Annotated in this window: 19 protein-coding genes; 2 read left to right on the top strand and 17 right to left on the bottom strand. The window is 71.5% G+C overall.

From position 1 onward, the window contains the following. Positions 1–28: 28 nt before the first annotated feature. The 11 genes from AB0E67_RS20375 to AB0E67_RS20325 all read right to left on the bottom strand — a co-directional run bounded on the left by AB0E67_RS20375 (position 29) and on the right by AB0E67_RS20325 (position 15,072). On the bottom strand, positions 29–1,492 hold the full coding sequence (locus AB0E67_RS20375) for a hypothetical protein (protein WP_362028520.1): 1,464 nt from the start codon (positions 1,490–1,492) through the stop codon (positions 29–31). Positions 1,493–1,534: 42 nt separating this feature from the next. Then, a complete protein-coding gene (locus tag AB0E67_RS20370) occupies positions 1,535–2,098 on the bottom strand; it encodes a hypothetical protein (RefSeq protein ID WP_362028517.1) in 564 nt (187 codons plus the stop codon). 123 nt (positions 2,099–2,221) lie between these two features. Continuing rightward, positions 2,222–4,558 carry a molybdopterin cofactor-binding domain-containing protein gene (locus AB0E67_RS20365; RefSeq protein WP_362028515.1) on the bottom strand — a complete coding sequence of 779 codons (2,337 nt, stop codon included), beginning with the start codon at positions 4,556–4,558 and terminating at the stop codon, positions 2,222–2,224. Then, the gene (locus AB0E67_RS20360) at positions 4,555–7,359 is read right to left on the bottom strand and encodes a 2Fe-2S iron-sulfur cluster-binding protein (protein ID WP_362028512.1); all 2,805 of its coding nucleotides are present in this window, start codon (positions 7,357–7,359) and stop codon (positions 4,555–4,557) included. The genes AB0E67_RS20365 and AB0E67_RS20360 overlap by 4 nt, the downstream gene beginning before the upstream one ends. After that, the gene (locus AB0E67_RS20355; RefSeq protein WP_360112864.1) at positions 7,356–8,252 is read right to left on the bottom strand and encodes an FAD binding domain-containing protein; all 897 of its coding nucleotides are present in this window, start codon (positions 8,250–8,252) and stop codon (positions 7,356–7,358) included. The genes AB0E67_RS20360 and AB0E67_RS20355 overlap by 4 nt, the downstream gene beginning before the upstream one ends. A gap of 467 nt (positions 8,253–8,719) precedes the next feature. Further along, positions 8,720–10,387 carry a beta-N-acetylhexosaminidase gene (locus AB0E67_RS20350; protein WP_362028509.1) on the bottom strand — a complete coding sequence of 556 codons (1,668 nt, stop codon included), beginning with the start codon at positions 10,385–10,387 and terminating at the stop codon, positions 8,720–8,722. Positions 10,388–10,391: 4 nt separating this feature from the next. Beyond that, positions 10,392–11,273: a carbohydrate ABC transporter permease gene (locus tag AB0E67_RS20345; protein ID WP_073783447.1), complete on the bottom strand. Its 882-nt coding sequence runs from the start codon at positions 11,271–11,273 to the stop codon at positions 10,392–10,394. Then, positions 11,270–12,115, bottom strand: a complete 846-nt coding sequence (locus tag AB0E67_RS20340) for a sugar ABC transporter permease (protein ID WP_362028699.1) — start codon at positions 12,113–12,115, stop codon at positions 11,270–11,272. Before AB0E67_RS20340 ends, AB0E67_RS20345 begins: the two co-directional genes overlap by 4 nt. 275 nt (positions 12,116–12,390) lie before the next feature. Then, complete coding sequence (locus AB0E67_RS20335; RefSeq protein ID WP_362028506.1) at positions 12,391–13,695, bottom strand: extracellular solute-binding protein; 1,305 nt, start codon at positions 13,693–13,695, stop codon at positions 12,391–12,393. Between the two features lie 498 nt (positions 13,696–14,193). Beyond that, positions 14,194–14,481, bottom strand: a complete 288-nt coding sequence (locus tag AB0E67_RS20330) for a DUF3039 domain-containing protein (protein WP_073783451.1) — start codon at positions 14,479–14,481, stop codon at positions 14,194–14,196. Positions 14,482–14,511: 30 nt separating this feature from the next. Further along, positions 14,512–15,072 (bottom strand): YqgE/AlgH family protein, encoded by a 561-nt coding sequence (locus tag AB0E67_RS20325; protein ID WP_362028503.1) that lies wholly within the window; start codon positions 15,070–15,072, stop codon positions 14,512–14,514. A 310-nt stretch (positions 15,073–15,382) separates the two neighbouring features. Between AB0E67_RS20325 and murA the strand changes: the two genes are divergently transcribed. After that, complete coding sequence (gene murA / locus AB0E67_RS20320) at positions 15,383–16,723, top strand: UDP-N-acetylglucosamine 1-carboxyvinyltransferase (protein ID WP_073783455.1); 1,341 nt, start codon at positions 15,383–15,385, stop codon at positions 16,721–16,723. 513 nt (positions 16,724–17,236) lie between these two features. Here murA and AB0E67_RS20315 read toward each other — a convergent pair. From AB0E67_RS20315 to AB0E67_RS20300, 4 genes are all read right to left on the bottom strand, one after another. Further along, positions 17,237–17,518 carry an HU family DNA-binding protein gene (locus tag AB0E67_RS20315; protein WP_017237029.1) on the bottom strand — a complete coding sequence of 94 codons (282 nt, stop codon included), beginning with the start codon at positions 17,516–17,518 and terminating at the stop codon, positions 17,237–17,239. A gap of 328 nt (positions 17,519–17,846) precedes the next feature. Then, positions 17,847–19,280 carry an NAD-dependent malic enzyme gene (locus tag AB0E67_RS20310; protein WP_362028499.1) on the bottom strand — a complete coding sequence of 478 codons (1,434 nt, stop codon included), beginning with the start codon at positions 19,278–19,280 and terminating at the stop codon, positions 17,847–17,849. A gap of 611 nt (positions 19,281–19,891) precedes the next feature. Then, complete coding sequence (locus tag AB0E67_RS20305; RefSeq protein ID WP_362028497.1) at positions 19,892–22,321, bottom strand: UvrD-helicase domain-containing protein; 2,430 nt, start codon at positions 22,319–22,321, stop codon at positions 19,892–19,894. Between the two features lie 236 nt (positions 22,322–22,557). Then, entirely contained in the window at positions 22,558–23,193 is a 636-nt protein-coding gene (locus AB0E67_RS20300; RefSeq protein ID WP_362028494.1) for a CGNR zinc finger domain-containing protein, read from the bottom strand. 127 nt (positions 23,194–23,320) lie between these two features. On the opposite strand from AB0E67_RS20300, the gene AB0E67_RS20295 reads away from it, so the two are divergent. Then, the gene (locus AB0E67_RS20295) at positions 23,321–23,887 is read left to right on the top strand and encodes a GNAT family N-acetyltransferase (RefSeq protein ID WP_362028491.1); all 567 of its coding nucleotides are present in this window, start codon (positions 23,321–23,323) and stop codon (positions 23,885–23,887) included. A 54-nt stretch (positions 23,888–23,941) separates the two neighbouring features. On the opposite strand, the gene AB0E67_RS20290 is transcribed toward AB0E67_RS20295, so the two are convergent. Both AB0E67_RS20290 and AB0E67_RS20285 read right to left on the bottom strand, forming a co-directional pair. Continuing rightward, positions 23,942–24,505 (bottom strand): GNAT family protein, encoded by a 564-nt coding sequence (locus tag AB0E67_RS20290; protein WP_362028488.1) that lies wholly within the window; start codon positions 24,503–24,505, stop codon positions 23,942–23,944. Between the two features lie 110 nt (positions 24,506–24,615). Continuing rightward, positions 24,616–24,996, bottom strand: a complete 381-nt coding sequence (locus AB0E67_RS20285; RefSeq protein WP_362028485.1) for a DUF4259 domain-containing protein — start codon at positions 24,994–24,996, stop codon at positions 24,616–24,618. Positions 24,997–25,008: the final 12 nt, after the last annotated feature.

The following is a 25,008-nucleotide window of genomic DNA, read 5'->3' as shown; positions in this document are numbered from 1 at the left end:
TCCCATTCCCTTTTCTGATCGTTGCTGCTCAGTCGATCACCGGCGGGACGACCCGCCGGTCGCCCTGCTGCCAGGTTTCCTCATCCTCGACGAGGTAATCCGGGCGCTCCCGCTCATCGCGGCGTTGGTCTCCGGCTCGGAAGCTATTGGGGCCCCCACGCCCCACGGGACCAACGCCTCGGCTGCCCTCTCCCGTTGCCGTGCCCCGCACCAGGCCGGTTCCACCGGGTGTGAAAGGGCGATTCCCCATGCGACCAGCCTGTTGAGAGCGGCCCCCTACGACACCGCCCGTCTCGCCCGCCAATCGGCGGCCGCCGGCAACTGCGCTCTGGCCGCCGCCACCGACTCCGCCCATTCCAGCACCATGACCCATCACTCCGCGACCGGCGTTAGTGCCTTCACCACCGACCACGGTGCCGCGTGGAAGACCGGCTGTGGGACGCCCGGGAGTCTGCGTAACCGAGCGGCCACCCACGATTCCAGAATCCCCGGAAGGCCTCGCTATGGGGCCTGTCACCGGGCTTCCTGTGATCGAAGGCATCGGGGGACGAGAAATACCCGTTGCCCTGCCGCCCGCATTCGACGACGGGGGCAGCGCTGTGGTTCTGCCCCCGAAACTGGGCGGCAGAACGCCAGGCGATACAGGCAGGCCTCCATCGGGCCTTCCGGGGAGCGGCACTTCAGGCTGGTTCACAGAGAGGTTCGGTGGAGCCTTGGGTAGCGTCGCGACACCGTCGATCTCCATGTCCACCGGGTGCGGCCCAGTGCCGCTGACCGGAGCACTCACACTTGCGTGCGTAGTTGAGGGCGCTGACGCCCAACCAGTCGATTCATGGCCGCGTTCAGGCACCGAAGCATTGTTCGGCACCGCTCCGACACCGCCCCCTTCCGTACCGGAGGCGCCCACGGCCGCGCCCCCTCCAGAGACATAGCCACCCCTGTTGTCCCGCCCGAAAAACGCGCTGTCCGGCGAAATCACCTGCGGCGGCGGAGGAAACTCCGGCTTCTTCAGCGAGCCGATCCGCTCCGCCGACTGGTTGTACGCCTGGGAGAGCTTCGTCATCTCCCTGGCCATGGCGTCCTTCTCCGTGCGCAACTCCCGCGCCAGCAAGACCGCGTCCGGGTCGTTCGGCGTCGAGAGAGCCGCCTTCAAAGAGGCCTCCGCACCCGCCTTGGGGCGCGGTGCCGCCGCCTTGGCCGCGGCGATCGCCTGGGCCGCCTCACCGAGGCGCTTCGACGCCTCCTTGCTGTACAGCCCCAGCCTCAGAGTGGCATTGGCCAGATCCGCACTCCAGGTGCGGAAGGAATTCGCGCCCTCACCCTTCCACTCCACCATCTGCGGACGGACCTTCAGCTCCTCGCCGATCTTGTCGATCTCGGTAGCCGCGCTCAGCAGACGGTCGGCCGCCCCTTGCACAGTCGCGTTGTCGGCCTTGTCCAGCCAAGCAATCATCCGCTCGTGCGGCATGTCGTCGAACGATGTCGTACCCATCTCACTCCCCCGTCCCGCCCGATATCGAGCCAACGACCTTCATCAAGAGATGTCCCCGGTGCCCGCCGTGTCGCCATCCGGCTTCGCGGGAGCCGGTGGCTTACCAGCGTGCTTCCCCTCCTCGGGGACAGGGTTGTACTCCCCCTTGTAGTGCGCCTGTGTGTCGTTCTTGATCGCGAGCATGCGTTCGCGGATATCCTCGTCGAGGTTCTCGTAGCCCTTATGCGCCGCCAGAACCGCGATGCTCAAGCCCTCGATGGAGTCCGACAGCAGCTTCGAGAGGGTTTCCAGCTCCTTGATGATGAGGGAGTACGACGCGTAGAGGCCGTCCGCCTCCGCCCACTCGCCCTTTACGCCGCCGAAGTGATCGCGCGAGGCGCGCTCCTCGCCGACCTTGTGCGGCCCCGCCGGCGAAGCCTTGAGGTCGCGCAGGATCTCCTCGATCCGTTCACGGAACTTGGTGAACGACGAGAGCTCGGTGACCAGGTCGCCCACCGCGGTCTGGGCGACGGCGCCGATCGGGCTGATGGCGCCCAGGGCTCCGAGACCGCCCATGACGGCCGATGACAATGGCGAAGACTCGACTCCCGGTTCGTTCTGTCCCACAGCAACCCCTCCCCCGTCCGGCAACAGCCGATCACTGCTCAGGTGTTCACCTTAGTCAACCCCCATGACAGCGTGCACCTCCGGGTTGCACCTGCAACCCGGATCTCGCCAACGGTGCGGGGATCAGGAGTTGGGGGTCACCACCGCCGACTGGGGCCTGATCGGGAGGCGGTTGACGGGGCGGCCGGTGGCGGCCCTCACCGCTGCGGCGACGGCGGCGGGAGAGGTCACGACGGGGACCGCGGAGGCCGGCTTGGCGCCGAAGGGGGCGACCACGTCGCGTTCTTCGAGGAGTTTGACGATGCGAATGTCGGGCGCGTCCAGGGCGGTCGGGAGCGAGTAGCCGGTGAGGTCGGGGTGGCGGACCAGGCCACGAGTGGTACGGAGGTTCTCGGTGAGAGCCGCGCCGATGCCCTGGGTGACGCCCGCCTCGATGCGGGCGGCCAGCTGGGACGGGTTGAGGATCCGGCCGACGTCCTGGGCGACCGCCATCTCCACCACGCGTACGGAGCCCAGTTCGATGTCGACGTCCACCACCGCGCGGATCGCGCAGAAGGCGAGGCCGACGAAGGCGTCGCCCTGGCCCGACTCGTCCAGGGGCTCGGTCGGGTGGGGGCGGCACTGGGCGGTGGCCCAGAGTTCCTTGCCGTCCATGGCCTCGGTGACCGTCGTGGACAGCACGCCGTCGTACGACGTGATCTTGCCGTCGTTGATCTGCAGCAGTTCCGTGGACATGCCGAACTTGTGGGCCAGCGGCTGGAGAAGCTGCGTACGGACCATCTTGGCGGCGCGCTCCACCGCTCCGGCGGAGACCCAGGTGTGGCGGCCGTGCGTGGTCGGACCGGCCGGGGGCTGGTCGGTGTCGACGGGCGCGACATGCACCTCCTCGACGCCCAGGGTCTCCTGGACCACCTGGCGGGCGAGGGTGGAGAAGCCCTGGCCCGTCTCGACCGCCGCGCAGATGACCGTGGCGACGCCGCCATGGACCTTGACCGTGGCCGTGGAGACCTCGTCGGCACCCTCCGCGCCGAGCATGTGGACCATGCCGAGCGCGTAGCCGACGCCCCGTCGCACCGCGCCGGGTTCGCCCGCGCCCTCCGGACCGCCGGGGAGCAGCCAGTCGGCCTCCGGGGTGTCCTTGGGGAGAGTGGGAAGAGGGAAGTCACGGACGGCTTGGAGGAGTTCGGCCACCGGTGCCGGACAGGTCACCGTCTGGCCGGTGGGCAGGATGTCGCCGGTGGCCAGGGCATTGCGCATGCGCAGTTCGGCCGGATCCATGCCGAGCTTGGCGGCCAGCTTGTCCATCTGGCCCTCGTACGCGGCGCACACCTGCATCGCGCCCTCGCCGCGCACATGGCCGGACGGCGGGTTGTTCGTACGGACGGCCCAGCCCTCGATGAACGCGTGCGGCACGACGTACGGACCGCAGGCGAACGCGACGGCCGCGGCCAGCGATTCGGACGACGAGTCGGCGTACGCCCCCGCGTCGAGCAGGATCTGGGCCTCGACCTTCACCAGTCGGCCCTCGGTGTCCGCGTGGTGGCGGTAGCGCAGGAGGGTGGGGTGGCGGTGGGCGTGGCCGAGGAAGGACTCCTCGCGGGTGGCGGCCAGCTTGACCGGGCAGCCGGTGCGCAACGCGAGGAGTCCCAGGGGCAGTTGGAAGCCGGGGTCCTCGCGGTCACCGGTCGCGCCGGGCACACCGGTGACGACGACCTTCACCCGGTCCGGTTCGAGGCCGAAGCAGGCGGCGGCGAGATCGCGGTCGGTGTGCGGGTCGGTGGAGGCGGTGTAGATCTCCACGCCGCCGTCGGGACGGGGCACGGCCAGTCCGGCCTCGGCGCCGATCGGGGCCGGGTCCTGGCGGCCGATGCGGTACAGGCCCTCGACGACGACGTCCCCGGTGGCCTCCGGATCGCCGTAGCGCAGCGGGATGTGGCGGATCAGGTTGCCGTCGGGGTGCAGCGGTTCGGCGGCGAACGCCTTCTCCGGGTCGGTGACCGGATCGAGGACCTCGTACTCGACGGCGATGGCCGCGGCGGCGAGGCGGGCCGTGTCGGGGTGGTCGGCGGCGACCGCGGCGATCGGTTCGCCGTGGTGGCGTACGACGTCGGAGGCGAAGACCGGACGGTCGACGACCTTGCGTCCGTACGTGCCCTCCCCCGGTACGTCCGCGTGGGTCACGACGGCCCGTACCCCCGGCATCCCGGCGGCGCCCGAGGTGTCGATGGAGACGATACGGGCGTGCGGATGCGGGGATCGGAGGACGGCCGCCCACAGCAGGCCCTCGGCCCAGAGGTCGGCGGCGTACGGGAAGGTGCCCTCGGTCTTCGCGCGCGCGTCGGCGGGCATGAGGGAGACACCGAGGCCGAGCGCGGCCGGCTCGGTGTCGGTTCCCTCGGCCTGCGGGGTGGCGATCCGTGTGCTGGTCGCGGTGGCCGCGGTGGCCGCGTCCTTGCTCACGCCATGCCTCCGTCCTGCGGGAGCGGCTGGACACCGGCGGCGCCGGGGGCCGCCTGGTGCGGGATGTGGGGCTCGTCGGACTCCGGGGACGTGGAGTCCGACGAAACGGGGGCGGCGTGCGCTTCGCGGCCCGCGATGACCTCGTTCACGGCGTCGAGTACGCCGCGGTAGCCGGAGCAACGGCAGAGATTGCCGCAGAGCGCCTGGCGCGTCTCCAGTTCGCTGGGGGCGTGGTTGCCCTCCAGCAGGTCATGGACGGTCATCGCGATGCCCGGGATGCAGAAACCGCACTGGACCGCACCGCACTTGGCGAGGGCGCGCTGGACGTCGGACGGTTCGCCGTTCACGGCCAGGCCCTCGACCGTGCGCACTTCGCTGCCGGCCGTGGTGGCCGCGGGAACCAGGCAGGACGCGACCAGGCGCCCGTCCACCTGGACGTTGCAGGCACCGCACTCGCCCTGCGAGCAGCCGTCCTTGGCGCCCGCGAGGCCGAGACGCTCGCGGAGTACGTAGAGCAGCGACTCGCCGATCCAGGCGTCGGTGACGGGACGGTCGGTGCCGTTCACGTGCAGGACGTAGGAGACGGCGGGATGCTCGTCGGGAACGCCCGACGGCTGCGGGTCGGTCTGCTCGGAGGCGGCGGACTCCGTGTCGGCGGGCCGCGGGTCGGCCGACTGCGGATCGGCCTGCTCGGAGTCGGCGGGCCGGGGGGCCGTGGGCTGCGGTTCGGCCGGGTCTGATCCGGTCGGCTCCGGATCGGTCGGCTCCGGGCCGGTCGGCTCCGAGACGGCGGGCTCGGCGCCGGTGGGATGGAGATCCGTGGGGTGGAGATCTGCGGGCCGGGGGTCGGCCTGTGGGTGCGGCTCGGCGGAGTCCGCCCCGGTCGCCTCCGCCCCGGTCGCCTCCGCCCCGGTCGCCTCCACCTCGATCGCCGCCGCCTCGGTGAGGCGGGCCTCTGCGGGCCGCGCGTCCGGCGACGGGCTCTCCGACGGAGAGGCGTCCGGCGGGGTCTCCGGTGACGCCGTGCCGGGTGACGCCGTGTCGGGTGACGCCGTGTCCGGTGACGCCGTGTCGGTGGGCGCGCCGGAAGCCCCGCCCGACAGCGGAAGGGCTGTTTCCGCAACGCGCTCGGCACCGGCACCAGCACCGGGCTCGGTGTCCGCATCGTCGCCGGGGACCGCGGGCTGCGCGGAGTGCGCCCCGGGAACGGGCGCGTCCGAGGCAGCGGGAACGGAAGCGGGACCGGGATCGGTGACGGGCGAGGTTCCGGCGGCGGGACCGGGGCCGGAGCCGTCCTCGACGGACACCTCCGGGGCCGCCTCGGCCGTCCGAGGGGTGTCCTCGTACGCAACGGGCGCCGCGTCGGAGTGCACGGCGGCGCTCGCCCCAGGAGAAGCTGCCGTGGGGTCGGGGGCGGTCGGCTCCGTCGCGGGTGCGGCGGCACTCTCCGATGTCCGTTCCGGTTCGACAGCCTCGCCGGGCGCGGACGCGCCGGGCATGGGCGTTCCGGGCACGGGCGCGGGGACCGGTTCGGGCTCGGACGCGTGGGCCGACTCGGTCGCGGGGCCGGTCGCGGGCTCGCGCTCGGCGTGGGGATCGGTCCGGACGTCGGTACGGGGCTCGGGCTGGTGCGGGGCGCGGGCATCGGCCTCGGCTGCAGGGCCCTGCTCGGGCTCCGCCGGGTGCTGAGTCGCCCATGGCGCGGGCGCGCCGCCCGGCAGCGTGGCCGGCGGGGTCCGGTCCGCGTACCACTGGGAGGCCAGCGCCGAGGCCGCGAACTCGCCCGACTCCTCCGGCAGATCGCCCTCGGCGACCGGAATCGTCCACTGGCCGGTGTGCCCGGAGCCACCGACATGACCGGTCTGGCCGGTGTGGGACGTGTGACCGGTGTGGTCCGTGTGGTCGGTGCGGGGGCCGCTGAGGGCCGACTGAACACCGGAGTCGGTCTGACCGTTGTGACCGGGGTGTTCGACGTGCTCGGTGTGGTGAGGGGTGTGATCGGTGTAGCCGATGTGGTTGGCGTGATCGTGGTGATCCGCGTGAGTTGCCGGGTCGCCGTGGCTCGCAGGAGCCGCTTGCGCACCCTGACCGGCGGCCCCGCCGTATGGGTCGTAACCGGTGTAGCCGTCGTAACCGGAAAGGTCCGTGTGCCCAGTGTGACCAGCGTGGTCGACGTGACCAACGTGGTCAACGTGACCAGCGAGGTCGACGTGACCGGTGTGATCGACATGTCCGGCGTACCCACCGGGCTCGACCTGTCCGACGGACCCACCATGCCCGCCATGCCCGCCAGGCTCGGCATTCCCGGCGGACTCGGCGTCAGCGGCCTCGTGGAAGTTCCACTGGCCCGTCGCGGCCGGGTCCTCGTACTGCGGCGTCTGCGGGTATCCGTATCCGTACGACGCCTGCTGCTGGTTCGGGTCCGGCCAGTGCACCGCGTCCGGCGCCGTCGGGGCGGGCTGCTCCGTTGACGGGTCCTGTTCCTGACGGCTCTGCGGTTGCGCGACCCAGTTCTGCGTGGTCGCGGGGTCGAACCCGGCGGCGGGGGTCAACGGCACGATCATCGGCGGTACATAGCCGTGGCCGGGCGCGGCCAGCGGAATGTTCGCCAGGTCCTCCGGCGACAGGTGGACGAAGGCGGTCGCCTCGGTGTCGAACTCGCCGCCCTGCGGCGTCGGCTGCCAGCCGCCGTGCTGCGAAGCCGGCCGGGGCTGCTCGCCCTGCCCGTACTGCTCGCCCTGCTGGTACTGCTCCCCCTGACCGTACTGCTCGTGCTGCTTGTTGCGGTCCTCGTTGCTCACGACAGTGCCCTCCCCAGCGCGCGCCGGGCCAGTGCGGCGACGGTACGCCGCAGATGCAGTACGGCGGGGGGCAGCGGTGGTGCTTCTCCCCCCTCGACGGGCGGTGCCTGGTCCGGGACGCAGGCGGCGGCGACGTACTCGCCGAAGGCGGCCAGCGCCTCGGGGGCCAGGCCCCGGGCACCGTCCCAGTCGATCAGTGAGGCGATCCAGTGCTCGGCCTCCAGCGGGCGCAGCGGCATCGGCGCGATGGCGCCGACCGCGCAACGCACCCCGCGCCGGGCCGGGTCGAGGACTATCGCGACGGAAGCGGTGGCACGGCCGGGGCCCGTGCGGCCGGTGGCCTTGAGGAAGACCTGGGGGGCGTGCAGCAGCGGTACGCGGACGAAGCCGATCAGCTCGGCCGGTTCGAGCATGTCGCGGCCGGCCAGCAGGTGCGAGACCGGGATCTCCCGTCGGGTGCCGTTCGGGCCCGCGATGACGAGGTCGGCCTCCAGGGCGGCGAGGACCGGGAGGGAGTCGCCGGTCGGCGCGGCGGTGGCGATGTTGCCGCCGAGCGTTCCGGCGTTGCGGATCTGGGGCGGGCCCGCGGCGCGCGCGGCCGCGGCCAGGGCGGGGATGAGGGCGGCGAAGTCCGGCCGCCCCATGCGCGCGTGGGTGAGCCCCGCACCGAGCAGGGCGTGGCCGTCCTGGTAGTGCCAGCCGCGCAGCTCGCTGATGCGGCCGAGGCCGACCAGCCCCGAGGGACGCAACAGCCCCTTGTTGACGGCCGACATCAGGTCTGTTCCGCCCGCCACAGGAACGGCGGCAGGCATGGCGCCGAGTGCCGCCACGGCCTCGTCGAGCGAGGCCGGCAACGTCACGGACTGCGTCGCCTGCGGTGCGTGCGTGGTCAACCCAGCTGCCCCTTCCCGGTGTCCCGGCTGTCCGGCTTGTATCGCCGTACGGTACGTGCTCGAAGCCTGGACGTGGCAACTCTGGCACATCTTCCGACCGGGCCGACGCGAGGGTCCACGAAGGGCGTATCCGTCCGTGAGCAGGGGAATTATCCCGATTCGCTCTGCTTCGGCGTGGAGGAGGAATTGCCACTGTTCGGCGAATTCCGTAGCGCTCGTCCTGTACGCCGTGCTTCTCGTACGGCCGGCTTCCGTACGCCGGGCTTCCCGTACGAGCCCGTCCCGTACGAGCCGGTCCCGTACACCGCCCTTCCGTACATCGCCCTTCCCGTACGCCGTCCTTCCTGGAGACAGCCCTTCGCGTACGGAACGTCCCGCGGCGGCCGGGCGCACGACACGGGAACGCCTCCGGCCGTCACGCTCCTACGGGAGGGGCGTGACGGCCGGGGACGGGGCGAAGGCCAGGATCACACGTTCGGGGGCGGTCCCTCCAAGGGGCGTCCGAGCACGCCCGGGCGCTGCTGCCGGGGCAGCGGGCCGGACGGCGGCCGGTAGTCGACGCCCAGCGCGTCGAGTCGGGCATAGTGCGCGGTCATGCGCCGCTCGAAGGCGGCGAAGTCCCGGTCGGCGGAGGCGGGCAGCGGCGACCAGGCGACCTCGGCGAACGCGGCGAGGCGCGGGAAGACCTGGTAGTCGACGCGGGCCCGGTTCTGCATGACCTCGGTCCAGACGTTGGCCTGGGTGCCGAGGATGTGGCGGGCCGCCTCCTCGGAGAGGCCCGGGGGGACGGGCTCGAAGCGGTAGACGTCCTCCAGGGTGCGGATGAAGCCGATGGGCATCGGCTCGTCGGGGCCGCCGTCCTGACGGTGGTCCAGGTAGACGTGCTGTTCCGGACACATCACGACGTCGTGGCCGGCCTCGGCGGCGGTGACGCCTCCGCCGTAGCCGCGCCAGGACGAGACGGCGGCGCCCGCCGGGAGACCGCCTTCGAGGATCTCGTCCCATCCGATGAGGCGGCGTCCGCGCGCGGTGAGCCAGGTGTCGAAGTGCCGGATGATCCAGGACTGGAGTTCGTCCTCGTTGGCCAGGCCGAGTTCCTCGATCCGGGACTGGGCGACCGCGGAGTCCTTCCACTGCTCCTTGCGGCACTCGTCGCCGCCGATGTGGATGAAGGGCGAGGTGGCGGCGGGGAAGAGTTCCAGGACCTCTTCGAGGACGCCCTCGAAGAAGCGCAGGGTGTTGTCGGTGGGGGCGAGTACGTTGGCGTTGATGCCCCAGGTGTCCCAGACGGAGAGGGTGGTGGTGTCGATGACGTCGGTGTTGCCCAGTTCCGGGTACGCGGCGATGGCGGCCTGCGAGTGGCCGGGGATGTCGATCTCGGGCACGACCCGGATATGCCGCTCGGCGGCGTACGCGACGATCTCGCGGATGTCGTCCTGCGTGTAGTGGCCGCCGTGCGGGGTCTCGTCCCACAGCTCCGAGGCCCGGTGGCCGTGCTTGGTGCGTGACCGCCAGGAACCGACCTCGGTGAGCCTGGGGTGGCGCTTGATCTCGATGCGCCAGCCCTGGTCGTCGGTGAGGTGGAAGTGGAAGACGTTGAGCTTGTGGGCGGCGAGGAGGTCGAGGTAGCGCAGCACGTCGTCCTTGGGCAGGAAGTGCCGTGCCACGTCGAGCATCATGCCGCGCCAGGGGAAGCGGGGTGAGTCCTCGATCCGCGCGAAGGGGATGACGCGGCGCGTACCGGGGTTGACGGGCGCGCGCCGGAACGCCTCGGGACCCAGGAGCTGACGCAGCGTCTGCGCGCCCCAGAAGACGCCAGCGGGGCTGCCTCCGGTGATCTCGACGCCGTCGGGGGTCGAGGCCAGCCGGTAGCCCTCGGGCTCCAGGGCGGGGTCGAGTCCCAGCCGGATCGTGCGCGCGGCGTCCTCGCCGCCGGGGGCGAGCGGGAGACCGAAGGCGGCGCCGAGGGTGGAGCGCAGCCAGCGTTCGGTGTTCTCGGTACCGGGGGCGGCCGTGATGGTGGTGGCGGAGTCCAGCGGGAGTCCGTCCGGCGCCCCGTTCCCCGTGCCGTCGGCGCCTGTGGGGTCACCGGCGCCGACGGCGCGCACGGGGGCCGGGATGAGATCCATGTCCATGACGTCAGTCCTTTACCGCCCCGCCCAGTCCCGAGACCAGGCGGCGCTGTACGAGTACGAAGAAGACCAGCACGGGAATGGTCATCACCGTCGAGGCGGCCATGATCCCTCCCCAGTCGTTCTCGTCGGGTTTGAAGAAGACCAGCAGCGCCATCGGGAGCGTCGACTGGGAGGTGTCGCTGATGATGAACGACTTCGCGAACAGGAAGTCGTTCCAGGTCGAGATGAACGAGAAGACGCTGGTGGCGACCAGGCCGGGGAAGACCAGCGGGAAGAGGATCTGCCACAGGAAGCGGGTGCGGCTCGCGCCGTCGAGACAGGCAGCCTCCTCCAGGGCCTCCGGCACGGCGCGGACGAAGCCGCGCAGCATCCAGATCGCGAACGGCAGCGAGAAGGCGAGGTGCGGAAGGATCAGCGAGCCGAGCGTGTTCAGCTGCCCGAAGTCCCGCATCAGGAAGAACAGCGGGATGGTCAGCGCCTCCACCGGCACCATCTGCGCGACCAGGAACATGATCAGCAGCGTGGTGCGGAACCGGAAGCGGAACCGTGTCACGGCCGTCGCCGCCAGGAAGGCGATCGCCGCGGAGACGAGGACGACCGTGCCGGCGACGATCACGCTGTTGAGGAAGTACCGTCCGAAGTCCTGCTGTTCGAAGACCCGGCGGAACGAGTCCAGGGACGGCGACAGCGTCCAAGGGCGCGCTTCGGTGGACTGGATCTCCCCGGCCGGTTTGAAGGCGGAGAGCACCATCCAGTACAGCGGGAAGGCGACCGCGGCGGCGATCAGCAGGGCCGCGGCCTCGGCGGCCAGCCGGCCGGGCCGACGGACGCGCAGCGGGTTCGACCGGCCGGACCCACGGACGCGGAGCGTGTTCGGCGTGCTCACAGTTCCTCCCCCCGGCGCCGCATCAGGCGCAGGTAGACCAGCGTGATGGCCAGCAGGATCAGCAGCATCACGACGCCGATCGCCGAGCCGAGGCTGTACTGCGAGGACGCGAACGCCTTCTGGTACGCGTACACGTTGAGCACCAGGTTCTGACCGGCGATGCCGCCGCCGTTGGTCATGACGTAGATCTGGGTGAAGACCTTGAAGTCCCAGATGATCGACTGGATGGTGACGACGAGGAGGATCGGCCGCAGCATCGGGGCCATGACCGACCGCCAGATCCGCCACTGCGAGGCCCCGTCCAGCGCCGCCGCTTCGAGGACCTCCGTGGGGATCGCCCGGATACCCGCGTACACGGTCACCATCACGAACGGGAACGAGCACCACAGGACTTCGAGGAGCACCAGGGCGAAGGCGCTGTAGCGCCCGTACGTCCAGGAGAAGTCCCCGAGCCCCAGCACCCGGTTGACCGGGCCGAAGTCCGGGTCGAAGAGAAACACCCAGACGGTGGAACCGGTGATCGCGGGCGTCGCCCACGCGCCGAGCGCGGCCAGCATCAGCACCAGCCGCGGCACGGCCCGGATGCGGGTCAGCAGGACGGCGAGCGCGCAGCCGACCAGCAGCGTGGCCACGACGCAGGCCGCGGCGAAGACCACGGTCGCCAGGAGGACCTGCCAGAACTGGCCGTCGCCGAAGAGCGTCGCGTAGTTCCCGAAGCCCTGGAAGGTGGTCGGCTCGCCGCCGCTCACCTGGGCCTGGGTGTACTCCAGGAACGAGATCAGGCCGAGCTGGTAGATCGGGTATACGAGCAGCCCGCCGAGGAGGACGAGGGCGGGCAGCAGGTAGAGCCACGGGGTCCAGCCGGAGCGGTGGGCGGGCGAGGCGGGGCGTCGGCGGGGCCGGAGCGGACGGACGCGGGCCGTGCCGGTCCCGCCGCCGGCTCCGGACGCGCCGGGCGTCTTGTACGCCGTGCCGGTCGCGGCGCGTGTGCCGGTCGCGGTGCCGGACGACGCGCCGGTCGCGGTGGTGTTCGTGGCGCCCGCGCCGGTGACCGCGCCGTCCGGCCCGTCGCCCGCCGCGCTGCCCGCGGCGTCGTTCGTCGTGTTCGAGGTCATCGTCAGCCCGCGTCGGCGAACGCCGCGTCCATCTTCTTCGCCGCGTCGTCCGAGGCCGCCACCACGTCCTTACGGCCGCTGACGATCTCCTGGAACATCGTCGGCAGGACCAGCGAGGAGTCGATGGAGCCCCAGCCGGGCGAGGCGGGGACGAACTTGGCACCCGCGCCGAGCGCCTTGACGAACGGTTCGACGAACGGCTCCTTCTTCGCGACCGTGTCCCGCACGTCCGTGTACGTCGGCAGGAAGCCCATCGCGTCGAACATCTTCTCCTGGGTCCCCTTGCCGGTCAGGGACTTCATCAGGTCCACGGCGAGGGTGCGGTGCGGGCTGCTCTTGAGCACGCCGATGTTGTTGCCGCCCGCGAACGCCGGAGCGACGGAGCCCTCCTCGACTCCGGGCAGCGGCACCACCGCGTACTTGCCCTTCACGGCCCCCGCCTCGACGGCCGCGTGGCTGAAGTCGCCGCCGATCGCCATGGCGGCCTTGCCGGAGGCGAACGCGGTGACGGTCGCGTTGCCGCCCATGGACGCGCACTTGGCGGCCGGGCAGTTGTCGTCGCCGAAGAGGGAGGTGTACGCCTCGATGCCCTTGCGGGCCTTGTCGCTGTTGATGGCCGCCTCGTACGTGCCGCCGCTCTCCTCGGCCAGTTCGCCGCCGTTCGCCCAGATGAACGGCATCGCGCCGTAGGTGTACGCGCCACCGACCGCCAGCCCGTACAGGTCCGGCTTCTTCTGGTGGATCTTCTTCGCGGTGGAGATCAGCTCGGCCTGGGACTTGGGGGCCTCGATCCCCAACTCCTCGAAGACGTCGGTGCGGTAGTACAGCGCCCGTACGCCGACGAAGAGGGGCGCCCCGTAGACCTTGTCGCCGACGGTGACGGACTGCTTGGCGGTCGGATCGATGTCCTTGGCCTCGTCCCAGGCGGCGAACTCCTTGCTGACATCGGCGAGTCCGCCGTCCTTGACGTATCCGGCGGTGTCCGTGTTGCCGTACTCGATGACGTCGGGGGCGCTCTTCGGGTCGTTGAACGCGGCCTTGATTCGCTGGGCGCGGGTGTCGACCGGGATGTACTCGACCTCCACCTTCGCACCCTTGTGTGCCTTCTCGAACTCGGCGACCGCGGCGTCGACGACCTGCTCCTTGGGCTTGTTGCCGACCTCCTGGAAGAGCCAGACCCGCAGCGTGCCGGTCTTCTCGTCCCCCTTGGCACCGGTGTCGGAGGTCTGCGGCGCGCAGGCGGTGGCGGTGAGCCCCGCCAGCACAAGCGCCGCGGCCGGGGCGGCGATTCGGGCAGAAAGCTTCATCCGTGAACTCCTACGCCAGGCGTTGCAACATACGCAACGCGCGTTTCGTTCTGCACAACTGGCAGGAGAGTAGGTGCGCACGCGCGACGCCGACAAGTGGTCTCAACCACTCTGTGACCCAGGGACACAGCCCGCGCAACGCATGCAGGTAACACATGCAGACCGTGCAATGCGCACGGATCGAGCAATACGTGCAAATCGCCTGATGGAACCCGGACCGCGCGACGGGTGAACGCGATCTGTGCGACGCGGGAGGCCCCGCGTTCCCGTGCCTCGACGCAACGCAAAGGGTCCCCGGGGCGTGCGTCGACGCACGCCCCGGGGACCCGAAGCCCTGGTGCCCGAACGTTTCCGAACGGTCCCGGAGAATTCCGAACTGCTCCAAACGGTGTGCGGACCGCTCGGCCCCTTCGGGGACCGCTCGAACCCCTCGGGACCGCTCGCCCCTCAGGGACCGCTCGAACCCCTCAGGGAGGACCGCTCACGGACCGCGGCGGACTACTTCTTGTCCTTGCCGCCCTTGTCCTTGCCGCCACCGGAGCCCATGGACTCGTAGATCTCCTTGCACAGGGGGCAGACCGGGTACTTCTTGGGGTCGCGCCCCGGTACCCAGACCTTGCCGCACAGTGCGACCACGGGGGTGCCCTCCAGGGCACTCGCCATGATCTTGTCCTTCTGGACGTAATGGGCGAAGCGCTCGTGGTCGCCGTCGCCGTTCGACACCTGCGGCGTCGGCTCTACGAGGGTGCCCGTACCTGCCCCGCGCTCGGGCTCAAGAGTGCTCATAGAGGCCAAGGGTACTGAAGGCCGGGGACTTCAGTTCAGCGACGGGTCGTCGGGATACGTGGCGATCATGGCCAGTTCGCTGCGCTGGCGGCGCAGAACCGCCCGCCAGAGGTGCTCCGGACGCGGCGAGGAGACGTCTCCCGGCTCGGACTCCACGACGTACCAGGCACCGCCGTTCAGCTCCTTCTCCAGCTGCCCGGGGCCCCAGCCGGCGTACCCGGCGAAGATCCGCAGTGAGCCGAGGGCGGCGGCCAGCAGCTCCGGCGGCGCCTCCAGGTCCACCAGACCGATCGCCCCGTACACCCGGCGCCAGCCGAGGGGCCCCTCGTCGCCGGGGATGACGGCCACGCCGAGCGCGGAGTCGAGCGAGACCGGGCCACCCTGGAAGACGACGCCCGGTTCGCCGGTCAGTCCGGCCCAGGACGTGAGGATGTCGCCGACGCCCACCGGGGTCGGCCGGTTCAGGACCACGCCGAGCGAGCCCTCCTCGTCGTGGTCGAGGAGCAGCACCACGGCGCGGTCGAAATTCGGATCCGCGAGTGCGGGTGTGGCCACGAGCAGTCGCCCTGTGAGCGAGGACACCTCGGTCATGGCAGAAATGATCCCGCATCTCGGCCCCCGACGGGGAGCGGCCGGGCCCGCCGGTCGCCGAGCCGGGCTCCACGCGCAGCTCAGGGCGCACGGATGCACGAGGAGCGCGCGGGCCGGCGGGCCGGACGACAGGCGCGACGGAGCGAGCCGGAAGCCTAGCGGACGGTGACCCTCCGCAAGAGCGGAGAAGCAGAGCGTGTTGTGGCGAATTCATGACGTTCGCGCACCCCCGGCTCCCTGCGGGAAGGGGGACGATGGGCCATTACCCTTTCGTTTGGCCCCTGCCCGACCACTCCGGAACGCGAGATTCATGACCGGCACAGACGATGTCCTGCTTGTCCACGGCGGAACCCCGCTGGAGGGCGAGATCCGCGTCAGAGGCGCCAAGAACCTGGTGCCGAAGGCAATGGTCGCCGCGCTGCTCGGCAGCGGGCCCAGCCGACTGCGCAACGTGCCCGACATCCGCGACGTGCGGGTGGTGCGGGGTCTGCTGCAGCTGCACGGCGTGACGGTGCGCCCGGGCGACGAGCCGGGCGAGCTGGTCCTGGACCCGACCCATGTCGAGAGCGCCAACGTCGCCGACATCGACGCCCATGCGGGTTCCTCGCGCATCCCGATCCTCTTCTGCGGCCCCCTGCTGCACCGGCTCGGCCACGCGTTCATCCCCGGGCTCGGCGGATGCGACATCGGCGGCCGGCCGATCGACTTCCACTTCGACGTGCTGCGGCGGTTCGGCGCGACCATCGAGAAGCGCGCGGACGGCCAGTACCTGGAGGCTCCGCAGCGGCTGCGCGGCACGAAGATCCGGCTGCCGTACCCCTCGGTGGGCTCCACCGAGCAGGTGCTGCTGACGGCGGTGCTCGCCGAGGGCGTCACCGAACTGTCCAACGCGGCGGTCGAGCCGGAGATCGAGGACCTCATCTGCGTGCTGCAGAAGATGGGCGCGATCATCTCGATGGACACCGACCGGACGATCCGGATCACCGGTGTCGACCGGCTGGACGGTTACACGCACCGGGCGATCCCGGACCGCCTGGAGGCGGCCTCCTGGGCATCCGCGGCGCTGGCCACCGAGGGCAACATCTACGTGCGGGGCGCACAGCAGCGCTCGATGATGACGTTCCTGAACACCTTCCGCAAGGTCGGCGGCGCGTTCGAGATCGACGACGAGGGCATCCGCTTCTGGCACCCCGGCGGCGCGCTGAACGCCATCGCCCTGGAGACGGATGTGCACCCCGGTTTCCAGACCGACTGGCAGCAGCCGCTGGTCGTGGCCCTGACCCAGGCGTCGGGCCTGTCCATCGTCCACGAGACGGTGTACGAGTCGCGGCTCGGCTTCACCTCCGCGCTCAACCAGATGGGCGCGCACATCCAGCTCTACCGCGAGTGCCTGGGCGGCTCGGACTGCCGCTTCGGCCAGCGCAACTTCCTGCACTCGGCGGTGGTGTCCGGCCCCACGAAGCTCCAGGGCGCGGACCTGGTCATCCCCGACCTGCGCGGAGGCTTCTCGTACCTGATCGCGGCACTGGCGGCACAGGGCACCTCGCGGGTGCACGGCATCGACCTGATCAACCGCGGCTACGAGAACTTCATGGAGAAGCTGGAGAAGCTGGGCGCGAACGTGGAGTTGCCGGGCGGCGCGCTGGTCTGAGCCACGGCGGTCCGTGCCGGGACCGGTGCCGGCCGGACCTCGGTCCGGGTTCGGCGGCGGGCCGATGCCGGCCCGGGTTTCCGCGACGGATCGGCGTCGGCCCGGTGCCGGGCCGGGTTCCGCGCGGTCGACGGCTGCTGACGGGGGTTCGGGGCGCTGCCCCGGGCCCCCGTCCGGCGTACACGGACCCCTCCCCCGGAAGCGTCCGAAGCTCCCGGACCCCTCTCACGGGCGGTGTCCGGCGTGCACGGGCCTTTTCGCGGACGGTGTCCGGCGTACGACGTCCGTCGCCGCGGAGGCGGCCTCCGCGGCGCCCGTGGACCCGGTCCGGAGCCTCTCGGCCCGGCCCGGGCGGTGTGCCTCGCGGCTCGGGCGCCGTGCCTTCGACCACCGGATGGGCGGCGAAGGGGCCGCGGATGGCCGACGGCGGGACGCAACGGCCCCTCTCGGGCCGGTACACGGAAGGGCGGTCACCCTGGTCGGGTGCCCGCCCTTCGTCGCGTCCATGAGGGCTTACTTGCCCTTGGCGGCTTCCTTGAGCTTGGAGCCCGCGGAGACCTTCACGCTGTAACCGGCCGGGATGTTGATCGGGTCACCGGTCTGCGGGTTACGAGCGGTGCGAGCGGCACGGTGGGTGCGCTCGAAGGTCAGAAAGCCGGGGATGGTGACCTTCTCGTCGCCCTTGGCGACGACCTCACCGACGGTCTCGGCGAGCGCGGCCAGCACGGCGTCGGCGTCCTTGCGGGTCACCTCGGCACGGTCGGCCAGGGCGGCCACCAGCTCACTGCGGTTCATGTTGTTACTCCCGTGTTCTTCTTGCCTGTGAGGCGTGAGATCGAAGCCGATGCTGCCAGGGCCCTCGGACAGTCCCCGGACCCGGGTCTTTCGTCAGACCCTCGCGCCCGATTACGCATCCTGCCCCCACCTGCGGCGGGAAAGCCAATCCGGCACCCTCCGGAGTCACACGAAAAGCACCACTTCCTCGCCGTGGTGACGTTCCGTCGACGCCGCGGAAGCGGTCCGCAGCGGGTGCGGGGCTGTGCGGGACGCGCCGCCCGCCCACCCTAAAGGGGCGTTTGGGGCGTCGCGACCCGCGACGCGCCGTAGGCCGGTCCGACCTGGGTCAGATCGACGTGGGGCCCGTCACAGCGCCTCCCGCGGCCCTCGCCGCGTCACGGACGGCACCGGCGACCGCGCCCGCCACCTTGTCGTTGAAGACCGACGGGATGATGTAGTTCGCGTTCAGCTCGTCCTCGGCGACGACATCGGCGAGCGCGCGGGCCGCGGCGAGCATCATGTCCGTGTTGACGGCGCGGGACTGGGCGTCGAGCAGGCCGCGGAAGACGCCCGGGAAGACCAGCACGTTGTTGATCTGGTTCGGGAAGTCGGAACGGCCGGTGGCGACAACTGCGGCCGTCTGACGGGCGATTGCCGGGTCCACCTCGGGGTCCGGGTTCGCGAGCGCGAACACGATCGCGCCGTCGGCCATGGCCGCGACGTCCGAGCCGTCCAGGACGTTGGGGGCGGAGACGCCGATGAAGACGTCGGCGCCGACGACGGCCTCCTTGAGGGTCCCGGTGACGGACTCGGGGTTGGTGTTGTCCGCGATCCAACGCAGCGGCGAGTCGGGGGCGGCGGAGAGCAGGTCCTCGCGGCCCTCGTGCACCACACCGTGGATGTCGGCGACGACGGCGTGCTTGACGCCCGCGGCGATGAGGAGCTTGAGGATGGCCGTACCGGCCGCTCCGGCGCCGGACATGACGACCCGTACGTCCCCGATTCCCTTGCCCACCACGCGAAGCGCGTTGGTCAGCGCGGCCAGCACCACGATGGCGGTGCCGTGCTGGTCGTCGTGGAAGACCGGGATGTCCAGGGCCTCGCGCAGGCGCGCCTCGATCTCGAAGCAGCGGGGCGCGGAGATGTCCTCCAGGTTGATGCCCGCGAAGCCGGGCGCGATCGCCTTGACGATCTCGACGATGGCGTCGCTGTCCTGGGTGTCCAGGCAGATCGGCCAGGCGTCGATGCCGGCGAACCGCTTGAAGAGGGCCGCCTTGCCCTCCATCACGGGCAGGGCGGCCTTCGGCCCGATGTTGCCGAGGCCCAGCACGGCGGAGCCGTCCGTCACAACTGCGACGGAATTGCGCTTGATGGTGAGGCGGCGCGCGTCCTCGGGGTTCTCGGCGATCGCCATGCAGACACGGGCCACGCCCGGGGTGTAGATCATCGAGAGGTCGTCGCGGTTGCGGATGGGGTGCTTGGACGCCATCTCGATCTTGCCGCCGAGGTGCATCAGGAACGTACGGTCGGAGACCTTGCCCAGGACGACGCCCTCGATGCCACGCAGCTTCTCGACGATCTCGTCGGCGTGAGCGGTGGAGGTGGCGGCGATGGTCACGTCGATCCGCAGCTTCTCGTGGCCGGACGCGGTCACGTCGAGGCCGGTGACCGAGCCACCGGAGGACTCGACGGCCGTGGTGAGCTGGGAGACGGACGTGCCGCTCGCGGGCACCTCCAGCCTGACCGTCATCGAGTACGAGACGCTGGGCGCCGTTGCCATGGCCGAGTCCTTCGCTTTCCTTAGCTTCTTTGCCGCGCGGCCGGGGCGCTCGCCTCGGACGTGCTTTCCGATCGTCGCACCTACCGACCAGTAGCCGGTAATGACTGCCACATCCCGGAAAAGGGTTTCCACCATACGAGATGACATGGCGGGGCGGAAGGCCGGCCCCGGCGAGACCGCCCGCTCCGCACCGGATCGGGCACGTCCGATACATCCAGCACATCCGGCGCGTCCGGTACGAGCCGGATGCGGCCCGGGACCGTCCCTGTGAACGAGAACAGACCCGCGCCACCAGGAGGTGACGCGGGTCTGTCATCTGCTTGAACGGCACCGACCCGCCATGCTCGCCTCGCGGCAAGTGGTCGCTCGAAGCGACGAAGGTTGGGCCCGGGGGCTTGGATCGAGCCGGTGCCGCACACCAGGCTAACAAACACCTCGGAAAAGCGATTCCCGGAGCCCGGCACGAATTCCGATCCGGCCGATCCGGTTCCGATCCGGCCTCGGGGAACCCGATCCGGCTCCCGGAACCCCGTACGGCCGGGGCCCGACCGGTTCCCGGACCCCGGCCCGCCCCCCTGCCGTGCCGAGCACGCCCCCGGCCCCGCGCGCCCTCAGTCCCGCAGCAGGTCCGGGACGCCGTCCTCGTCGGGCAGGTCACGCTCGCCCGAGACCACCGTGAGCTGCTGCGTCGCACGCGTCAGCGCCACGTACAGCACCCGCAGGCCGGCCGGGGACTCGTCGGCGATCTCGGCGGGCGAGACGACCACCGTGGCGTCGTACTCCAGGCCCTTCGCCTCCAGGCTGCCCAGCGCGACCACCCGATCGCCGAGACCGGCGAGCCATGCGCGGGCCTGTGCCCGGCGGTTCATCGCGACGACCACGCCGACGGTCCCGTCGACCTCGGCCAGCAGGCGCCGCGCCTCCTCCCGCACCGAGGCGGCCGGATCGCCGTCCCGTACGGTCGTGAAGCGCGGCTTCACCCCGGTGGAGCGGACCGCGGCCGGTGACTCGCTCCCGGGCATCGCCAGCGCGAGGACCCTGGCCGCCAGCTCGGCGATCTCCGCCGGGTTCCGGTAGTTGACCGTGAGGGTGAAGTGGCGGCGCGGCCGGGTGCCGAGCGCCTCGTCGCGCGCCCGCGCGGCCTCGTCCGGGTCGGACCAGGAGGACTGGGCCGGGTCCCCGACGATCGTCCAGGTGGCGTGCCGGCCGCGGCGGCCGACCATGCGCCACTGCATGGGCGTCAGGTCCTGCGCCTCGTCGACGATGACGTGCGCGTACTCCGTGCGCTCCGCCGCCAGCCGCTCGGCCCGCTCGCGCTGGGTCTCCTCGCGCCCCGGCATCAGCTCCTCCAGGCCGCTGAGCTGGTCCAGCGGGTCCAGTTCGCGCTTCTTCTTCGGCCGGGTCGGGGTCCCGAGCAGCACCTGGAGCTCGTCGAGCATCGCCACGTCGTGCACGGAGAGCGGGCCGTCGCCGTTCCGGTCGAGGCGCTTCAGGGAACGGGCCAGGCGGCGCACCTCGCCCTGGTTGAGGACCCGGCGCGACCAGCGGCCGAGCCGCCTCTCGTCGGCCATCGCGGCGAGCACCCCGCGCGGGGTGAGCTCGGGCCACCAGGCGTCCAGGAACTCGATGAAGGGGGTCTCGGTGGAGACGTCCTCGTCGAAGGAGGAACGCAGTTCGGCCACGAGTTCGGGGTCGGTGTAGCGGCCCCGGCCGGACGACTTGTTCCACAGGGCGTCCAGAAGCATTCTGCGGGCGCGCGGGCGCAGGAGGTTGACCGGAGCGGTGCCGCCGAGCACCGACTGCCGGATGCGGCGCAGTTCGTCGGCGTCCAGTTCGATGCGAGCACCGAACGCGACGACCCTCAGCCGGGTCGGGGTGGCCGGGGGCGCACCGGCGGTGCCGGTCGCCGCATCGGTCGCCTCGTGCGCGTCGGTCGCGTCGGTCATGTCGCCGAAGGAGAGCTGGCCGCCGTCGCGGCCCTTCGCCCCGCCCGGGGCGCCGGGTCGTTCCAGCGCGCCGCGCGCGGCCTTGCGCAGCACCTGGAGCATCCGGGAGGAGCCCTTGATCCGGGCGACGGCGGGTTCGTCGTAGACGGTGGCGCCCTCGGGGCCCGCCGCCTCGTCGGAGAGCGAGCCGACCGCGCGGATCGCGACCTGCCCCTCCTCCCCCAGTGAGGGCAGCACGCCTTCGGTGTACGCGACGAGGAGCGGGGTCGGCGAGACGACGAGGATGCCGCCCGCGTAGCGCCGGCGGTCCTGGTAGAGGAGGTACGCGGCGCGGTGCAGGGCGACGGCGGTCTTGCCGGTGCCGGGGCCGCCGGACACCTCGGTGACGGAGGCCGCGGGGGCCCGGATCACCAGGTCCTGCTCGGCCTGGATGGAGGAGACGATGTCCCGCATGGTGTGGCTGCGGGCCTGGCCGAGCGCCGCCATCAGGGCGCCGTCGCCGATGACGGGAAGCCGCTGACCGTCCAGGTACGCGGTCAGCTCGGGACGCATCAGGTCGTCCTCGACGCCGAGGACCCGGCGGCCCTTGGAACGGATGACCCTGCGGCGCACCACCCGGCCCGGGGCCTTCGGCGTCGACCGGTAGAAGGGCGCGGCGGCCGGCGCACGCCAGTCGATGACCAGGGGCGCGTACTCGGAGTCGAGGACGCCGATCCGGCCGATGTGCAGCGTCTCCGCGATGTCGGCCGAGCCGTCCTCGCGTACGGCGTCGTCGGCCGGCTCGACCGAGGTGTACGCGCCGTCGGGGCCCCGCTCGCCGTCCTTGCCGAGCAGCAGGTCGATGCGTCCGAAGAGGAAGTCCTCGAACTCGCTGTTCAGCCGGTTGAGGTGGATCCCGGCCCGGAACACCTGGGCGTCGCGCTCGGCGAGTGCTCCCGGGGTGCCGACCTGCCCCCGCTTGGCGGCGTCGTCCATGAGGAACTCCGCCTCGTGGATCTTCTCCTCGAGGCGACGGTACACACGGTCGAGATGTTCTTGCTCGACACCGGTCTCCCGGTCCCGCAATGAATCGACAGCGGCATCCTGCGCGGCCACCGAGGCCCCCTTCTGACGTGCATCGGGCAGCCGTCAACCATATGCGACGGGGGCCCGCCGCGCACCTGCCGCACAGGAGAAGGGCGTGGCGGGCCCCGTTCCCCCGCTTACTCCCTCACCGTGCTTCGTCTCCGGGCTTGCGTGCTAGTGCCGTGACCGGCAAGGTTTGCCCGACGCGACGGGGCAATACGACTAGCGCCCCGTTCTCGGTGGGACGGCGCCGCCGCTCCTTGCCGTCACGCCGGATCGGCGTCCGCGACCGCCGTGACGGCCGCGGCCGCCGCCATCCGGCGCCGGTGACGGGCCACTCGTTCCCGGTTCCCGCACACCTCGCTGGAGCACCAGCGGCGCCGGTGGCCGCGCGAGGTGTCCAGATAGAGCCGACGGCAGTTGTCGGCCTCGCAGCGACGCAGTCCGGCCCGCGCCACCGGGTCGGTCAGGAGTTCCACGGCGTCGCGGGCCACGGCGGCCAGCAGCGCCCCGCACTCGGGGTCGCCGTTCAGTGTCCGTATCAGCGTGCCGCCCCTGCCCCGTACGGCCCGGAGGCCCGGCGGGGGCTCCGCGGCGAGCGCGTTGACCCGCTCCAGGGCGTCCAGGGCGCCCTCGGGCCTGCGCCCGCCGCCGATTTCGGCGGTCAGCAGCCGCTCGACGCCCGTCCTCAGCTGGCGGAAGCGCACCACCCAGCTGTCGTCCACGGCACCGAGGTGGGTGCCGTTCGGTACGAGTCCGGTGGCGAGCAGCCAGTCGGCGAGCCGCTCGGCGCCGTCGAGCAGTTCGCACGCCCCGGACGTGCCGGTTCCCGTCGCCACCAGGTCCAGGCAGGGGCGGCCGGAGCCGAACCGCCAGTCGTACGCACTCTTGCCCGCTGCCATGTGCGTGTCACCGCCTCGGGGTCTCCGCCGGAGGTCTCCCCCAGAGTGCCCCTCGGCCGACCGGCTCGGAACCCCTGGCGCCGTACGGGGCCGGGGAGGGATGCCCCGGGACGGCTATGGTCTCCGGGTGCCCGACGAACGCCGTGCCACCGCTCTTGAGGCCGACGCGCTCCTGCTCCGTCCCTGGCTGCCCGACGACATGCCGGACGTGATCAAGGCGTTCCGCGATCCCTCGATGCGCGCCATGCTGCGCACGCGGGTGACCGACGAGGCCGAGGCCGAGCGCTGGTTGAGAAGGCAGCAGGAAGGCCGGGAATCCGGCAGCCGTTTCTCCTTCGCCGTGGTCGATCGCGCGTCCGCCGGTGCGCTTGTCGGCAATGTGGCGTTCAGCCGCCCCGCCCTGGACGCGGCGAGCGGGGAGGTCGGCTACTGGACGGCCCCGTGGGCGCGCGGCCGAGGGGTGGCGCCGCAGGCGCTCGGGGCGCTGACCGACTGGGTGTTCGAGGCGTTCGCCGAGGACGGCCTGGCGCGGCTGGATCTGCTGCACCAGGTGGACAACGACGCTTCGTGCCGGGTCGCGGAGAAGTGCGGCTACGACCTCGCGGAGGTCCTGCCGACGCGGCCGCCATGGCCGCGGGAGGGCCATCGGCACGTACGGTTCCGCCCCGGGGGCGCCGGGCGACGAGCCTCCTGAACACCCGCCGCCCGCGCCCCGGGGCTTTCCACGGGAGCCCCCTGGAGCCGGGGCTCAGTCGGTCGGCGGGTCGTCGTGCAGGATCCGCTGGAACAGCCGGTGGTCGCGCCATTCGCCGTTGATGTGCAGACAGCGCGGGGCCATCCCGTACTCCTCGAAGCCGCACTTGACGAGCACCCGCTGGGACGCCACGTTGTCCAGGAGCGTCCCCGCCTCGACCCGGTGCAGCCGCAGGTCGTCCCTGGCCGACTCGCAGATCCGGCGCACGGCGGCCGTGGCCAGCCCCCGGCCCGCGTACTCGACGTCCATCCAGTAGCCGAGCGTGCCACTGCGGAACGGCCCGAGCACGATGCCGTTGAGGTTGAATCCACCCATCACGCGGTCCTGCTCGTCCGCGAGCACCCACGACATCGACCGCCCCGCGTCCCGATCCGCGAGCATCCCGGCCAACCGCTCCCGCTGCCCGTCCTCGGTGTAGAAGGCCTCGGGCCGCACGGGCTCCCAGGGCCGCATGTACGCGCGGCTGCGGGTCAACGCCGCGGCGAGGGAAGCGGCATCGGCCATGGTGGCGGGGCGGAGTCGTACCTCCGCGTCGAGCTGATGGGAGTCGTTGATCATCCCTTCAGGTTATCCCCGTACCGCCGAACGGCCCCGCTCCGCGGGCCTCACCGCGCCCTCCTCCTGCCTTTCCCACGTGCCGGTCCTCGCTCCGCCCCGCCCGCCGCTCCTCACTCCTCCTCGTGCCGCGCCCTCGCCAGGTCCACCAGCCGGTCGAACGTGCGGTTCAGCTCCGCCCGCCGGGTCTTCTTGTACTCCTCCTCGGGTTCCAGACCGTCGATGGTCCGTTCCCACACGTCCATGAACGTCCGCTTCCACGCCTCGGCCACCGCCGGCTCCGGCACCACCGCGCCGACGTATCCCCGCTCCGCGATCAGGCACAGCAGATCGATGTCGCACGGCACGACCACCCCCCAGTAGTCGTCCGGCTCCAGACCCACCGGATCGCCCGCCATCGCCTCCTCGATCTCCGAGAGGAGACGCCCGGTGATCCCCGACAGGTGGTCCGCCGCCGTGTCGCTGTCGAAATTCCCGCTGCCCCAAGTGCCCATGGTCTTCCCCTC

Origin of the sequence: Streptomyces sp. NPDC032161 (assembly GCF_040636995.1) — a bacterium.
Taxonomy (GTDB): Bacteria; Actinomycetota; Actinomycetes; order Streptomycetales; family Streptomycetaceae; genus Streptomyces.
Note: the sequence above shows the minus strand (reverse complement) of the source record. Positions and strands in the feature narration are given on the sequence as shown.